This window comes from Gracilibacillus sp. Marseille-QA3620 (assembly GCF_054950035.1).
On record NZ_CM143102.1, the window covers coordinates 3,379,829 to 3,394,689 of the forward strand.

Consider the following 14,861-nt stretch of genomic DNA (forward strand, 5'->3'; position numbering starts at 1 on the left):
TTCTCTATCAATTTGTATTGCAGGAGGTGAAGAGGAATGAAAATAAAGAAAATCTTAAATAATAATGCTGCAATTGTCGTGGAAGATAATCAGGAAAAGATTGTAATCGGCTCTGGCATAGCGTTCAATAAAGGGAAAAACGACCTCATCAATCGAAATAAAATCGATAAACTGTTTGTGATGAAAAATGACGATCATGCCGAACAGCTTTTACCTCAAATTTCCGTTGAACATATGGCTTTAACACAAGAAATTATTCAGCATGCCGAGGATAGTCTACAAGTTAAATTAAACCCACATATCTTTATTGCTCTAGCAGACCACCTTTCATTTGCGATTGAACGCTACGAGAATGGTATTTTTATAAAAAATAAACTCCTTTCAGAAATAAGAATCTTATATAAAAAGGAGTTCGATATAGGTATCTGGGCCATTAATTATATTGAGGATAAAATAGGTATTCGAATGCCGATAGATGAAGCTGCGTTTATCGCGCTCCATCTTCATACCGCATCTGTTCCATCTGGGAATTTGCAGGTTTCCCTGCGCCAGACTTCCATCATTAATGAAATCATACATATTATCCAGGATTATTTCTCCATCCATTTAGAGGAGGGTGGACTTTCCTATGAGCGGCTAATTACTCACCTTCGCTATACACTGTATAGAACCGATGAAACTACGGAGAGAACAATGGACGAGGAGATGCTTATCATGGTACGCAAGAAATTTCCAGCATCCTACAATTGTGCCGAAACAATAGCAGAGCATCTATCCCAACAGCATGGCCTCCTTCTTTCAACAGAGGAGATTGGCTATATTACGATACATATAGAGAGATTACGGAGCAGAAAAGGTTAATATGAATAAACTGAACACTTGATAGAATTGATTAGGTACTATCAAGAAAGAATATAAAAACAGAAAAGCTCGTTCCAATTGAAAATGGAACGAGCTTTTTCCTGCAAATCTAGTGTTTTTAACTATTTTTGACTATTTTTTTCAACTCATCTGCCACAAATTGAACGCTTGTACCTACAATGACTTGCAGACTTTCACGTCCAGTCACTTTAATACCAGGAACACCAGTTGATTTGATTTTAGTCTGATCCACTGCATCCATATCTTTAACTTCAAGTCTAAGACGTGTTGCACAGTTATCAACAGAAACGATATTTTCTTTACCGCCCAAACCTTCATAGATGATTTTAGCTTGCGCAGCAAACTTATTGTCTGCAGAACCAGCAGAAGCTTCTTCGGCTTCTGTATCAAGCTCTTCTCCACGTCCTGGAGTATTAAGATTGAACTTCACAATAATAAAACGGAATAAGAAATAATAAATAACCGCAAAAACCAAGCCCTGTACAATCAACATATATGGTTGATTAGCAAGAGGCAGTCTGGAACTTAGAACAAAGTCGACTAAACCGGCACTGAAACCAAAGCCTGCTGTCCAATGGAAAGTGGCAGCGATAGCAAGAGAAATACCTGTCAATGCAGCATGAACGACGTATAATAATGGAGCTGCAAACATAAACGCAAACTCAAGAGGCTCAGTTACACCAGTAAAGAAAGCAGCAAAACCAGCAGCAATCATTAAGGAAGCAACCTGTTTTTTATTTTTTGTTTTAGCTGTGTGATACATGGCCAATCCAGCAGCAGGCAAACCAAACATCATTACCGGGAAGAAGCCTGCTTGATACATTCCAGTAACACCTTTTACACCCTTTCCGGACCAGAAGTTACCGATGTCATTAATACCTGCAACATCAAACCAGAATACTGAGTTTAACGCATGGTGTAAACCAGTAGGAATCAATAATCTATTGAAGAATCCATATAGACCAGCCCCTGCTGCTCCCAATTTGGCAATTCCTTCACCAAAGGAAACGAGTCCAGAATAAACCGGCGGCCAAATAAAGAATAAAATAACGGAAACAACCAACATGGATACAGCTGTCATAATTGGCACTAAACGTTTCCCACTAAAGAAAGCGAGCGCATCCGGAAGCTTAACATGACTAAATCGATTATACATATTTGACGCTACGATACCGGCTATAATTCCAACAAACGCATTACCAATCTTACCAAATCCAGGATCTACACTTTCTACCTCGATTCCCTTTAGCATTGCAACGGAATCAGGTGATAGCAAGGTTGTTACGACTAAATAAGCAACTAAACCACTTAAAGCGGCAGATCCATCCTTTTCCTTTGACATACCCAGCGCTACACCGACTGCAAACAAGATTGGAATATTGTCAATGATGGAGGACCCAGCTTTGATTAAGAAGGCTGCCACCGGACTGTCAGCACCCCAGCCGCTTGGGTCAATCCAGTAACCGATACCCATCAAAATAGCAGCTGCAGGTAAAACAGCAACCGGTAACATCAACGAACTACCAAGTCTTTGAAAATATTTCTTCACTTTACTCCCTCCAATTCTTCATTTTTGACTGAAAATACTCTTTCCAGCCATATAGCTGACCATTTTACGAAAGCGCTACCTTGGAATTATTGACTTTCAGCACCACCTCCTTAAAATCCATTTATCAATCGTTTAAATGGTCATCAAGACTGTCTCCCCTTGAATACCAGCACCCTTGCTGCCAAAGGTAATCTTCTTATCACTATTGGTCACGATAATAGGAGTAATCGTACTCTCCGCGTGTTCCTCTAAAAATGCCCAATCAACCTCAATCAGCAATTGTCCACTCTCAACGTGCTCACCTTCCTTAACGGCGAGCTTGAACCCTTCTCCTTTTAAGGAAACTGTTTCAAGACCTATATGTATTAATACTTCAACACCAGATTTAGACCGAATCGCAATAGCGTGTTTAGTAGGGGTAATCATAATAATTTCTCCACTAAATGGCGCATACACATGTCCTCCTGTAGGTTGAATTGCCACACCCTCCCCCATCATTTTTTGGCTGAATACCGGATCGGGAACCTCCTCAAGAGGAATAATCGTACCGTTTAACGGTGCCAACAAATCTACCCCTTTTTTCTTAAATAATCCAAAAGCCATTCTTGATTGCCCCTTTCTGTATAAAAGTAGTATCGAGTCTTTTTCATCCCATTGCACAAAAAAGGCATGGTGGAATTATCACTAGGCTACTAGCAGCCTAGTGATTTACCACCATGCCTGATCGTATCAGTCACATGCGAGACAATATCAATTTCTAAATCTATCGTATCATTTTTCTTATTTAAATTGTAGTAGTTTTTTCACTTTTTATAATTGTTTGTAACTATTGTCATTTCTACTACACATCAAACTCCACAATCGTTTCCTCAGAATAAGCCATTGAGATTTTGAAGATTGACTAGGAACGCAATGAGCGATGAACGAGTAAGTAAGTGGGCGAAAAGTTCTCAGGCATAACGCCCTCTCTTAGATAAGGAATCACTCTTCTTTCATTTCATATGACATTTTATTCCACTACAGAAATACTCCTCATTCAAGGAATATCAAAAAAAGAGCTGAACACAGCTCTTAATTGGGAAATCAAACGGAAAGCCTATCCATTTTCCACCTGTTTCGTAAAAACCTTCAACATTAAATGCTTCAATAAGTATTACTTCAACAATTCCCTTGCCTTCTCAATAGCAGCAGATACTTGCGTAAATCCTGTCCCGCCCGCACTGTTTCGTCTGCGCACAGCTTCCTCAGGCTTTAAGGCTTCATAGATATCCTCCTCGATGAGCGGAGAGGCCTCTTTAAGCGCTGAAAGCGGCAGATCAAGCAAATAGCAGCCCTGCTGAATGCAATGAAGCACGAGCTTCCCGACAATCTCATGGGCTTCCCTGAACGGAATTCCCTTTGCCGCCAAATAATCAGCCAGCTCCGTTGCATTTGAAAAGTCCTGATAAACAGCTTCCTTCATGACAGCTGTATTGACTTTCATCGTGGCAATCATCCCGTTAAAAATCTTGAGCGACCCCTTAACCGTTGTAACCGTGTCGAACATCCCTTCCTTGTCCTCCTGCATATCCTTATTGTAGGCAAGAGGCAGTCCCTTCAGGAGAGTCATCAGACCAACTGCATTGCCATACACACGGCCTGTTTTCCCCCGAATTAATTCGGCCATATCCGGGTTTTTCTTCTGCGGCATGATGCTCGACCCAGTTGAAAATGTATCATCCAGCTCAATGAAACGGTATTCCTGGCTTGACCACAAAATAATTTCCTCACTGAAGCGGGAGAGATGCATCATCAAGAGGGAGGCATTATGAAGAAATTCCGCAATGAAATCACGGTCGCTCACGGCATCTAAACTGTTTTCATAAATCCCGTCAAATCCGAGCAGCTCAGCAGTCATATGACGGTCAATCGGGAAGGTGGTCCCTGCGAGAGCACCTGCGCCAAGCGGGGAAAGATTTATTCTCTTCAGGCTGTCCTTAAGCCGGCCCTTATCCCGCTCAAGCATCCAGAAATACGCCATGAAGTGGTGGCCGAGTGAAATGGGCTGCGCCCGCTGCAAATGAGTATATCCGGGCACAACGGTTTCCACATACTTGTCAGCCGTATCAACCAATGTTTTCTGAAACTCTTCGATTGTGGCAATGATTTCTTCTACCTGGCCGCGCAAATAAAGATGCATATCGGTTGCCACTTGATCATTCCGGCTTCTCGCCGTATGAAGCTTGCCTCCGACCGGTCCGATTTCGTCAATCAATAGCTTTTCAAGATTTAAATGAATGTCCTCATAATCAACGGAAAAGGAGAGTTCCCCCTTCTCAGCTTTCGCCTTCAAGGAAGAGAGCCCTCCTTCAATTAATTCTTTCTCTTCCTTCGTAATGATTCCGCAGGCACCCAGCATCTTCACATGTGCCAGGCTGCCCTCGATGTCCTCCATCACCAATTCTTGATCAAATGAGATGGAAGCACCGAAGGAATCAATCCATTCTTCAGCTGTTTTCGTGAATCTTCCGCCCCAAAGCTTTTTCACACTGTCACCTTCTTTTGGAGATGCACCTGGCTGTTTACTTTTGTTGGCAAGCCCCATAGATTGATAAATCCAACCGCACTTTTATGGTCAAACTCATCAGCTGATGTATAGGTGGCTAAATTCTCATCATAAAGTGAGTACTCAGATTTACGTCCTTCTACAATTGCATGCCCTTTGAACAGCTTCACACGCGCAACCCCTGTGACATGGGTTTGCGACTGCTTCAAGAAGGCAAGCAATGAATCCTTAAGAGGCGAGAACCATAAGCCTTCATAAATAAGCTCCGTTAATTTCTTCTCAATAACAGGTTTGAAATGAGCCAATTCCTTCACCATTGTCAAATCTTCCAATTCTTTATGTGCCTTAATCAATGTCACGGCACCGGGGCATTCATATACTTCCCTTGATTTGATTCCGACAAGACGGTTCTCAACATGGTCAATTCGTCCAACACCATGCTTTCCGGCTAAATCATTAAGTGTAAGAATCAATTGGGATAAAGGATATTCCTTTCCGTTCAATGCGACTGGAACCCCTTCTTTAAAAGCAATTTCAACCATATCAGCCACATCAGGTGTATTCTCTAATGGACAAGTCAGATCATAGGCACCCTCTGGCGGTGCAGCCCAAGGGTCTTCTAAAACACCGCATTCATTGCTGCGTCCCCATAGGTTTTGGTCAATGGAATATGGACTGTCTAAATTAATTGGAATGGGAATATTATTTTCCTTCGCATATTGAATTTCCTCTTCACGTGACCAGCTCCACTCACGAACTGGCGCTAGCACCTTCAGTTCTGGATTCAACGCTTGGATAGATACCTCGAAACGGACTTGGTCATTTCCTTTACCCGTACAGCCATGGGCAACGGCAACCGCATTCTCCTTCTCTGCTACCTCAACAAGCTTCTTTGCAATCAACGGTCTTGAGAGAGCTGAGACAAGCGGGTATTTCCCCTCATACAATGCATGTGCCTGCAAAGCAACTAACGCAAATTCCTTCGCGAACTCTTCCTTTGCATCTATAACATAGGAAGTGCAAGCTCCTACCTTGAGGGCTTTGTCCTTTATAAATTCTAAGTCTTTCCCCTCGCCGACATCCAAGCAGCAGGCTACTACGTCATACCCCTTCTCTTTCAACCATGAAATCGCAACTGATGTATCCAAACCGCCTGAATAGGCAAGAACTACTTTCTCCTTTGTCATGTTCCTGTTCCCTCCGATGTATGTTGTATATTTATTCATTATTATATGTTTTTATGCAATTAATATGATATACACTATATCAATCCTGAAATCCTTTTTCAAGTATTTATTTTGAAAATTACTAATTTTTTTCAGAAGGAGAAGACAATATGTCCGTACACCGCGAAATAATCATGGAGGTTTATCGTTAATCAACGGACATTTGTATACAATAAGGGAGGAGCTAATAAAAGGAGGAATCCGTCAAACATGGAAACATACTTCGTTCATGATAAAAGATTAGGTATTGATATTCCAAGACTTGAGTACGATTGGGACAGCTATACAGAGAAAGATCAATCTGCCATCCTCCTTCGCTGGGAAGAAATCAGGGGAACGATACCAGACCGAGTGAAGGAGCTTGAGGGGAAAATTAATGATAAATTAAGTGAGCTGAACGAGGAAGAGAATTTCGAGAAATCCTGCACATTAAATGATGAAATCTCTGAACTTGCCTCATGCATTAATGATCTTTTGATATATTTCCGTACCAATGAAGAGCTTACAAGTAAACCCCATCGTTGATCCCAAAACGAAATGAAAAAACCGCTCCATCATCGGAACGGTTCATCGGTCTTTCCTGATCTCATGCATGATATGCCCGAGTTCCGGAATGATACATTTATTCATGGCCAAACGGACGGCACCGCTTGAACCCGGTGTTGAAAACACAGGAGTACCGAAAATCACACCTGCGCTCGCTCTTGAAAGGATTGCGGCAGAGCCGATATCCTCCTGGTAGCTAAGCATGCGAAATAATTCACCGAATCCAGGAATCTCCTTCTCGTATAAAGCGGATAAAGCCTCTATCGTCACATCACGCTTTGCAATGCCCGTGCCTCCATTTGTAAGCACGCAATCAACCTCGCTGTGCCTGCAGCCCTCAAGAACAGCCCTCTGGATTTGCTCAACTTCATCTTTGACGACTTCCCGGCTGACAACTTCATGGCCGGCAGCGGTCAGCAATTGCTCCATCAGCTGCCCGCTCTTATCTGAATCCAAGTCTCTCGTGTCACTGACGGTCATGATTTTGCAACGCACGGCCTTTGGGGCTTCTTTCTTATGAATGTATGTACTAGAGCAGCTCACCATATCATTCATTCGCTTTCTTTATCTCTTAAATAGCGGTATTTATAGAATTGATTTGCAAAAGCTGTTACATTCTTGGTCAGACGGTAATTCGCCTGGCTGCCGATGGCAAGACTGATGATTGGTACTCCCTTTAGTATCTGCTTACGGAAGAAATAAATGGCGAGCACCTTCATCAATTGCTTGATAGGCTGGTCCAGCCAGAATACATTGCTCATCTCTTCTCCCTCATAGAAATAATCAGAAGGCTTCTCTAAATCTTCCATAAGATCATCCCAGAAATATTTCTGCATGCGCTTTGGCATGGTCCCGGCATGGAACACCTTCAATGACAGGGCTGTTTCATAAGGCGTACTGATGTCATATCCATAGGATAAGCCAATCAGCTGGATACTGCGCAAATTAATAACCATTTGTGCCGGCAAATCAGCCGCGAGCGCCCATCCACCATTAGCCGCTGAAATACCGCCTTGTACCAGTGAATACATCCTATGGCGGGCCATTTGCTGCTCAGCGATATAGATCAGCCGGTCAACCGGCATCTCCCGGAGGTCCTGAATATCCTTGATGCGTTCATCGAACACACGAGCATTCTTCAGAATCCGGTCTCTTGCATCAGCCTGGAACTGGGATTCATGAATCATGGAATGTAGATGGAAGAGCCAGTTATCAAGCTTTGCAAAGAATTCCTCCTGTGTCGATTCTGGCAAAAGCGTAAACATGCTTTCAATCAAACGATCATAATAGGCTTCAAAGTCGGTCGGTTCATCGGACCGCATTTCACTTTCCCACATCTTCAAATCCTGCAAGATTATGTCTTCTCTCTCTGTAAGCGCCATTTGATCACCTCTTCTTCAAAATTGTCATGTATCAAAAGTATACCATACCTCTCTTCTATTCTTTCACATTCAGTAACAAGCTAATCGGCTTCGAATTGAATGACTGCAATTTACCGTCCCAGCCTGGCTTCTGTTACGCAAGACTCTTGTATGTTAAATGCTTTGAAAAATACACGCCGCAAACAACTGCTTAATTTACGTTTTTTTTCACTGCAATGCCATCCTTCAAATAGATTTCAGTATCCTTTGGATGATGTTTCATGCACCTCCCTAGTCAAAAAGGTAGACCTATCATTTGGTTTGCACGACTTATACAATCGAGAGCTTACTACGCTATCAAGAGCTGTGATCAGCTCTTTTTTTGATATTTCACAAACGGGCAGTTTAGCGGAAGAAGGAATACAAACTTTGCTGTTGAATTATTGTCTTTAGAAACGTTTTTGGGGGTTGGTTCGATGGAGAATTTAAGTAAATTAGACTTTGGCTATTTTATCGGGCAAGTTGTAACAAGTATAAATACCGAAGAAAATCAACCTTTAGGTATTATTCTTGAAAAAGGATGGTTAATGGTTGAATGCCCGTGGAGAATTCGGAAAGGCAAAGATATTATTTTAGGTGAAACAGATTGTGTGTCCGAACCTGAAAAATTTTCACATAAAAACTTAAAAAAACTACTCATTTCTAAGAAGATATTAAACATTTCATTTTTTGAACAGCTAATATTGATTATCGAGTTTGAAGATAATCTGACCTTTGAATTATTTCACGCTAGTAGTTACTTCGAGGGATGGTCATTTCAAGGGGACAATGGATTTGACGTATTTACATTGCCTGGAGGAAAAGTTTATTATTAAGCTAATGGGGCTTTACTTCGATTCAAGGGATGTGTTCAGTTCTTATTTGTTATACAGCTAAAGGGCAGGTTAGCGGAAGAAGGAGCATTAAAATAATCAAACTTTTTATAAAAGAATTGTACCTAGTTATAAAAGAAACTTCATTTTGATTAATCTTTATTTTAAAGCTACAAAAGTACGTTAAAGACTTATATAAGACATCTGTTATTAAAGGGTTACTAAAGAGAAAATGCCGTTTGATGTTTCTTTGGTTCATAAAAATATTGCTCTCTATTCTTTGAATTTGCTTCAAATAAACCAAAATTAAAGGTGAAGAAATTATGCTAAACGGTGATTTGATAATGAAAATCCTAGTGTAAGATTACTATCTATCCTTTATTAGTTTGGTTATTAACAAATAATTATAAAGGAAAATTAAAGTGTATATTGAAATTAATCTTATACAGGAGAGGAGATATAATTTGAAAAAATTTGTCTACATATGTTTAACGGTTCTTTGTTTATCAGGTTGTATTGGTGAAAACTATAGTGTTGGACACCCTATAACTAAATTACAGGTAAATGATTCAACATATGATTTAAAACCATCTAAAGTACAATGGCAAACGCAAGGAGATTCTACTTCTTTAGATGAAGATAATATTGAAGCACTACTTAGTGAATCCAAGAAAATCACTGTAAGTCAGGGACAATTTATAAAAATTAAATTTGAAGATAGCATTGAAGATGAAGGGGAGTACACTGATATTCAAATCAAGATTTCGGTAACTCAAAATGATAGTAAACAGTTGTTATACGAAAAAGATATTGATTCCAGTATGTTAGAGGAAATACATACTTTTGCATCCCCTACTGAAAATGGCAATTATATTCTTGAAGTCGAATTCTCTTCAAATGGTAACTATGCACAATATATTGGAAATTTATACGTTGAATAAACTGTTCACCTAAAAAGTTACCAAATGAAGGTGAACCTTCGAATCGTAAATTGCAGAGATATACAAAAACGATAAAGAGACCCCGGAATTTCTTAAATATACATCGGGAAAGTCAGGGCTTGATAAGAAAAGCCTATATCTTAAATTATTTGGTAATAAAAGATATAGGCTTTTTTATAGGTTCTGTTCGTAGTGTCACTGCCGGAGTTAAAATACTCAATAACACCGATTTAAAATTCCTCACTAATCACGGATAATCGACGTATCACTACAAAAGAGAGGGATCGTCGATGTTGAAAATGGGGGATTTTATAATGATTCGAGAACTTTATCAAAAAGGATGGACATTATCAGCTATTTCAGAGGAAACAGGATTCGACCGAAAAACCATTCGAAAATATATTCATTCTGAAGAAACACCTTCTTCAAAATCGAGAATGAAACGGAAAAGCAAGTTAGATCCCTATAAGGCGTATCTCTTACAAAGAATTCAGGAAGGAACCACAAATTGCGTGGTCTTGCTTGAAGAAATTACAGCAATGGGGTATGAGGGGAAGAGTACAATTTTACGAGATTTTGTGCAGCCCTTCCGGGCACAACCAAAGAAACAGGCCACTAGGCGATTTGAGACACCTCCTGGGAAGCAAGCTCAAATGGATTGGGCGGAAGTCGGTGAAGTAGTGATGGATGGTCATCCACAAAAGGTTTATGCCTTTCTCATGATTCTGGGGTATTCCAGGATGAAGTATATTGAGTTTACGACAGATATGAAGCTCGAAACATTGATGAAATGTCACATGAATGCCTTCTCCTATTTTAACGGCATTCCGAATCAGATTCTCTATGATAATATGAAAACCGTCGTGACAAAGCACAGTCCAACAGAGATTCGTTTTAATCGTACGTTTGAAGATTTTTTAGCCTACTATGGGGTCGTCCCGAAAGCTTGTAAACCCTACCGCCCACAGACGAAAGGAAAAGTAGAAAGAACGGTGGATTACCTAAAGAAAAATTTCTTTCAACGAAAACATGAACCTACGCTGGAAGCATGGAATCATGACATACAGATATGGTTGGACAAAACAGCTAATAAAAAGAAAAATGAAACGACACAAGAACCGCCGGTTCAGCGTTGGCAAACGGAACAGCCACAGCTTCAAGCCTGGGGAATAAAGCCGTTATTCCCAACAAGCCATTGGGAAGTGCGGGAGGTAAGCAGAGATTGCTTTGTCTCTTACTTAGGAAAGAAATACTCTGTCCCTTTTCGGTATGCCGGTCAGAAAGTTAAGTTGAAAGTGACATTGGACAAACAGTTGGAAATATACGATGCACAAGACCGCATTGCCCAACATCCCATTATGACAGGAAAAGCACATATGCATATTCAGTTGGAGCACTATGAGAAGTCAGAAGAACAACAAAAAGAGCAGAAACAACAGAACTCCCCTGGTTTGCCGACCCCGGATTTCTGTCCTTCTACTCCACAGGTGGAAGCTCGATCTCTAGCCACCTACGCCGCACTCGAGGGGAATGAATCAGAATGAAATCCAGCCTTGAAGAACGACTCATCCAGTTGGGCTGGCATGACACAGCCAGTCAATTGGATGATCTGGTAGAGAATGCTTCTACCCATAATGTATCATATTTTGATTTTCTGCACACGGTTGTTTTACAGGAATGGGAACGTCGAGAATCAGCTAAATTAGAAAATCGAATCAAGCGCGCCAAACTTCCTTATACCAAAACCATTCATGACTTTGATTTTACGTTTCAGCCAAGCATCAATGAGCAACGTGTAAAGGAAACCCTTACCTGCCGGTTTATTGCCAATGGAGAGAATCGTCTTCTTTTAGGGCCACCTGGTGTAGGGAAAACCCATCTCGCCCTCTCTTTTGCCTTAGAAGCTCTGGCAAAGGGACATACCGCCTTGTTTTTGACGGCTGACCAAATGGTGGCAGAATGCCGTAAGGCAGAAACAAAAGGAAGCATTCCTAAATTGGCACAAAAATGGAGCCGTCCAGATTTATTGATTATTGATGAGGTGGGATACTTTCCTTTTGACGAGTTGACGGCAAATGTCTTTTTTCAAGTGGTATCCAAGCGATATGAACATGGAGCGATGATTTTGACCTCGAACAAATCATATATAGAATGGGGCAAAGTGTTTGGGGATGATGTCTTAGCGACTGCCATCTTAGATCGACTCCTTCATCATGCGGTTACCTTCAATATCAAAGGAGATTCGTATCGTTTGAAGGAAAAGAAAAAGGCTGGGATTTATCCAGCAGCGTTATCGAAGTAACGGCATCAGTGGGGAATTTTATTCCGGTGATAGTGGGGAAAACTAAAACGGTATTGACACGTAGATATCGTTATTTTTCAAATATGCTACAGGGGCATTGATCCAAGGAGGATTAATGCCTTTTTGTGTTGAATTCTTTATTGGAGAAAAGGGCAGTTTAGCTCAATAAGTGTTACTGTTTTTATAAAGACATTTATTGAAGAAGGGGAATGCTTTGAATAGAAAAATCGGTGTTTTTTTATTGGTTTTCTTCTGTTATTTAATATGGCTATACTTCGCTATATATGAATCTTCAATTGATAACTGGTGGACAGTAAATGAGATTAAACAGACAACTGGTGATACTGATCAAATAGGTGTCTCATTAGGAGAAGTGTTTGCTGGTACGTTTATATTTACTCTTAGTGGTTTTGTTTTCTATTTATTGTTGAGAAAGAGAGATTAGTTCTTGTTGAACTACGGGGACTTTACTCTAATATCCAGAAATGTTATAGAAAAAAGCCAAGAAAACCACGCGAGGGACAGGTTAGTTGAACAAGGAAATATGATTTAGATAAAAGGGGTGTTAAATATTAATAAAGCAGAAAGAACTGCTGGTTTACAAACTTTACAGTTTTTATGTAAAGGAACAAGGCTAGAGGGACTTAATTTTTATGGATTAAGGTTACTTCTTTCGGAGAGTGAAAATAATTCAAATCGAATAGATGGTCAAATTTACATTAATATTGAGAGTCCAATTGGTTTATTTGAGTTGATGCCTAAGAAAATTCCATTATTAAACGAATTATCTGAACAGGATCCGATTGAATCTTTAAAGTTGTTATGTGAATTGAGATTAAAACAAATTGTAGATGTTTCTTTAGGTGTTGAAAGTCCACATTTATTCTTAACGTTTGACTCTGGTGAAGTTTTGTTTATATGGGGTCAGAATGAGCAGTACGAGAGTTGGCAAGTAGGGGTTATGGATTCTGAAGAAGGTGAGCATTGGGAAATAGTTGCTTGTCCTAATGATAGTTTAGCAATATGGGGACCAGAAGATATTGTAGGTAATATATAATTTCTTTGTAGAACTAATGTGGAGAAGGATTAATACCTTTTTCTGTTGAATACCTTATGGAAGTAAAGGGCAGTTTAGCTCAAGTTGGTATGTTATCTCATAGTATGTACTTAAATGTAATTATAATAGAATAAAGTAAATACATTCCATAAGAAATGCGTTAGGAGTGCTGGAATTAAAGATTTTGTAAATCTGAATACTAAGCCGAACGCTATACCTAATATAAAACCAAACAGAGGGTATTCTGGATGGGTAAAACCAAATAAAACGGAAGAAATGAATAAGGTAATGAGGTAACTAGGAAGTTTATTTGCCCAAATGGAGATGGGAGCTCTAAATACCAATTCTTCAAAGATAGGCAGCAAAAGTGTCAAATTGATTATAAATAGAACCAACTCGTATGTATCTAACATCATTGTTCCCGTTCTTGAATATGAATTAGTGAGATAATCGAATGTCGCAGATAAGCTCCTATTAAAAATAAATAAATTTGAAATAAAAATGAGTAATAAAGCCATAAAAATAATTACGTATGTATTTAATCTTTTTAATACGCTAAAATCCAACAATTTGATATAAAAGGCTCTAGTTTTCGGGAAGATAAATAAAAATAACACAGTTAGGATTAAACTAATTACTTGAATCTCCAATATGAAATCCTCCTGCTTAAGATTTTGTTATAGATTAATAATTCTATATATATAATTTTAAATCCTCTATTCTTTGTTAACAGGTGCATTAATCCAAGAAGGAATAATACCTTATTCTGTTGAACTCTTTATTAGGCAAACGGAAAAATGAAATTTGTGAGTTAAGTTTGTGAAACAATGTACTTAAAGTAAAAGGGGCTTTAGCTTAATAGCAAGTACAGCCACTTTCTTTATGGAGGTGGCTGTTTTCGCATCCCAACTAACTTTACGAAAGCAACCAAATAAAAAAGCTGTCAAAGACAGCTTCCTTAAAACATTTTCCCTTTATACTCGATAGCCTCAAGCTTCTTGAAGTCATAATCTTTCAGCTCTTCAAGAGTCAAGTTTGCAATAGCTGGAGTGTGTACCATTAAGTTAGAATCATCCCCAACATGAACGACAATCAACTTCTTCCCTCTTGCAATTGTATAGCCAGCCTCAAAAGCTGTCCCTGAGTCAGAGTAGTTTCCGTGATAAACCATGATAGTCCCATCGCAGAAGTCTAGAGCTTTAATATCATTCATATAGATAGCCATTGACCAGGCTTGAGAACCTGCCTTAAATTGGTCAAGCTGATTCAATCTAGGACTCCAGAAGTCAATCCCTTTCTCTTTCAAAATTTCCTCAACAGCTTGAACAGCTTCAAGCTCTTGCTCATTAAAAAATGGACTTGCTAGATATAGTTTCATTTCATTTTCCTCCTTATTTAAATTTATCCTGCATAATTAAAGCACCAACTAAAGTAAACACACAACAGGAAATAAATGCCTCTAAGAATTGTCCTTTGTATAGCATGACAACAAAAACGACTAAGCCAAACGGCAGAAGCCCATAGTAAATGACATTAAAAAGTTCCTGAGAACTCTCTTACCCCATCACCAAAAGCGAAAC

Annotated in this window: 16 protein-coding genes; 8 read left to right on the forward strand and 8 right to left on the reverse strand. The window is 39.6% G+C overall.

The window, feature by feature from the left end:
* Positions 1 to 36: 36 nt before the first annotated feature.
* Positions 37 to 861 carry a PRD domain-containing protein gene (locus tag ACY8DX_RS16970; RefSeq protein WP_462405650.1) on the forward strand — a complete coding sequence of 275 codons (825 nt, stop codon included), beginning with the start codon at positions 37 to 39 and terminating at the stop codon, positions 859 to 861.
* Between the two features lie 118 nt (positions 862 to 979).
* On the opposite strand, the gene nagE is transcribed toward ACY8DX_RS16970, so the two are convergent.
* The 4 genes from nagE to ACY8DX_RS16990 form a co-directional block, all read right to left on the reverse strand.
* Complete coding sequence (gene nagE, locus ACY8DX_RS16975) at positions 980 to 2,431, reverse strand: N-acetylglucosamine-specific PTS transporter subunit IIBC (protein ID WP_049669877.1); 1,452 nt, start codon at positions 2,429 to 2,431, stop codon at positions 980 to 982.
* Positions 2,432 to 2,563: 132 nt separating this feature from the next.
* Entirely contained in the window at positions 2,564 to 3,034 is a 471-nt protein-coding gene (locus tag ACY8DX_RS16980; protein ID WP_462405651.1) for a PTS sugar transporter subunit IIA, read from the reverse strand.
* A gap of 550 nt (positions 3,035 to 3,584) precedes the next feature.
* Positions 3,585 to 4,958, reverse strand: coding sequence for an argininosuccinate lyase (gene argH, locus ACY8DX_RS16985; protein ID WP_462405652.1), 1,374 nt, complete (start codon positions 4,956 to 4,958; stop codon positions 3,585 to 3,587).
* Positions 4,955 to 6,163, reverse strand: a complete 1,209-nt coding sequence (locus ACY8DX_RS16990) for an argininosuccinate synthase (protein WP_462405653.1) — start codon at positions 6,161 to 6,163, stop codon at positions 4,955 to 4,957. The genes argH and ACY8DX_RS16990 overlap by 4 nt, the downstream gene beginning before the upstream one ends.
* 249 nt (positions 6,164 to 6,412) lie before the next feature.
* Here ACY8DX_RS16990 and ACY8DX_RS16995 point away from each other — a divergent pair, with 249 nt between their 5' ends.
* Positions 6,413 to 6,727, forward strand: coding sequence for a hypothetical protein (locus ACY8DX_RS16995; RefSeq protein ID WP_462405654.1), 315 nt, complete (start codon positions 6,413 to 6,415; stop codon positions 6,725 to 6,727).
* A 42-nt stretch (positions 6,728 to 6,769) separates the two neighbouring features.
* Here ACY8DX_RS16995 and ACY8DX_RS17000 read toward each other — a convergent pair whose 3' ends face one another.
* Together ACY8DX_RS17000 and ACY8DX_RS17005 are read right to left on the reverse strand one after the other, a co-directional pair.
* Positions 6,770 to 7,303: a MogA/MoaB family molybdenum cofactor biosynthesis protein gene (locus ACY8DX_RS17000; protein ID WP_462405655.1), complete on the reverse strand. Its 534-nt coding sequence runs from the start codon at positions 7,301 to 7,303 to the stop codon at positions 6,770 to 6,772.
* Positions 7,300 to 8,130, reverse strand: a complete 831-nt coding sequence (locus ACY8DX_RS17005) for an EcsC family protein (RefSeq protein ID WP_462405656.1) — start codon at positions 8,128 to 8,130, stop codon at positions 7,300 to 7,302. The genes ACY8DX_RS17000 and ACY8DX_RS17005 overlap by 4 nt, the downstream gene beginning before the upstream one ends.
* Before the next feature lie 455 nt (positions 8,131 to 8,585).
* Here ACY8DX_RS17005 and ACY8DX_RS17010 point away from each other — a divergent pair, with 455 nt between their 5' ends.
* From ACY8DX_RS17010 to ACY8DX_RS17035, 6 genes are all read left to right on the forward strand, one after another.
* Positions 8,586 to 8,984 (forward strand): hypothetical protein, encoded by a 399-nt coding sequence (locus tag ACY8DX_RS17010; RefSeq protein ID WP_462405657.1) that lies wholly within the window; start codon positions 8,586 to 8,588, stop codon positions 8,982 to 8,984.
* 461 nt (positions 8,985 to 9,445) lie between these two features.
* The gene (locus ACY8DX_RS17015; protein ID WP_462405658.1) at positions 9,446 to 9,922 is read left to right on the forward strand and encodes a hypothetical protein; all 477 of its coding nucleotides are present in this window, start codon (positions 9,446 to 9,448) and stop codon (positions 9,920 to 9,922) included.
* A 290-nt stretch (positions 9,923 to 10,212) separates the two neighbouring features.
* The gene (gene istA, locus ACY8DX_RS17020; protein ID WP_049669382.1) at positions 10,213 to 11,466 is read left to right on the forward strand and encodes an IS21 family transposase; all 1,254 of its coding nucleotides are present in this window, start codon (positions 10,213 to 10,215) and stop codon (positions 11,464 to 11,466) included.
* The gene (istB, locus tag ACY8DX_RS17025; protein ID WP_049669381.1) at positions 11,463 to 12,224 is read left to right on the forward strand and encodes an IS21-like element helper ATPase IstB; all 762 of its coding nucleotides are present in this window, start codon (positions 11,463 to 11,465) and stop codon (positions 12,222 to 12,224) included. The genes istA and istB overlap by 4 nt, the downstream gene beginning before the upstream one ends.
* 214 nt (positions 12,225 to 12,438) lie before the next feature.
* Positions 12,439 to 12,669: a hypothetical protein gene (locus ACY8DX_RS17030; RefSeq protein WP_462405659.1), complete on the forward strand. Its 231-nt coding sequence runs from the start codon at positions 12,439 to 12,441 to the stop codon at positions 12,667 to 12,669.
* A gap of 117 nt (positions 12,670 to 12,786) precedes the next feature.
* Positions 12,787 to 13,281 (forward strand): hypothetical protein, encoded by a 495-nt coding sequence (locus tag ACY8DX_RS17035; protein WP_462405660.1) that lies wholly within the window; start codon positions 12,787 to 12,789, stop codon positions 13,279 to 13,281.
* Between the two features lie 110 nt (positions 13,282 to 13,391).
* Here ACY8DX_RS17035 and ACY8DX_RS17040 read toward each other — a convergent pair whose 3' ends face one another.
* Complete coding sequence (locus ACY8DX_RS17040) at positions 13,392 to 13,799, reverse strand: CPBP family intramembrane glutamic endopeptidase (protein ID WP_462406966.1); 408 nt, start codon at positions 13,797 to 13,799, stop codon at positions 13,392 to 13,394.
* A 440-nt stretch (positions 13,800 to 14,239) separates the two neighbouring features.
* Positions 14,240 to 14,659 carry a nucleoside 2-deoxyribosyltransferase gene (locus ACY8DX_RS17045; RefSeq protein WP_462405661.1) on the reverse strand — a complete coding sequence of 140 codons (420 nt, stop codon included), beginning with the start codon at positions 14,657 to 14,659 and terminating at the stop codon, positions 14,240 to 14,242.
* Positions 14,660 to 14,861: the final 202 nt, after the last annotated feature.

Excerpts from the sequence above, each read along its gene's own strand:
- ACY8DX_RS16970 (WP_462405650.1), top strand. The coding sequence starts at position 37 with ATGAAAATAAAGAAAATCTTAAATAATAATGCTGCAATTGTCGTGGAA.
- ACY8DX_RS16980 (WP_462405651.1), bottom strand. The coding sequence starts at position 3,034 with ATGGCTTTTGGATTATTTAAGAAAAAAGGGGTAGATTTGTTGGCACCG.
- ACY8DX_RS16990 (WP_462405653.1), bottom strand. The coding sequence starts at position 6,163 with ATGACAAAGGAGAAAGTAGTTCTTGCCTATTCAGGCGGTTTGGATACA.
- ACY8DX_RS16995 (WP_462405654.1), top strand. The coding sequence starts at position 6,413 with ATGGAAACATACTTCGTTCATGATAAAAGATTAGGTATTGATATTCCA.
- ACY8DX_RS17000 (WP_462405655.1), bottom strand. The coding sequence starts at position 7,303 with ATGAATGATATGGTGAGCTGCTCTAGTACATACATTCATAAGAAAGAA.
- ACY8DX_RS17005 (WP_462405656.1), bottom strand. The coding sequence starts at position 8,130 with ATGGCGCTTACAGAGAGAGAAGACATAATCTTGCAGGATTTGAAGATG.
- ACY8DX_RS17010 (WP_462405657.1), top strand. The coding sequence starts at position 8,586 with ATGGAGAATTTAAGTAAATTAGACTTTGGCTATTTTATCGGGCAAGTT.
- istA (WP_049669382.1), top strand. The coding sequence starts at position 10,213 with ATGTTGAAAATGGGGGATTTTATAATGATTCGAGAACTTTATCAAAAA.
- istB (WP_049669381.1), top strand. The coding sequence starts at position 11,463 with ATGAAATCCAGCCTTGAAGAACGACTCATCCAGTTGGGCTGGCATGAC.
- ACY8DX_RS17040 (WP_462406966.1), bottom strand. The coding sequence starts at position 13,799 with ATGGCTTTATTACTCATTTTTATTTCAAATTTATTTATTTTTAATAGG.
- ACY8DX_RS17045 (WP_462405661.1), bottom strand. The coding sequence starts at position 14,659 with ATGAAACTATATCTAGCAAGTCCATTTTTTAATGAGCAAGAGCTTGAA.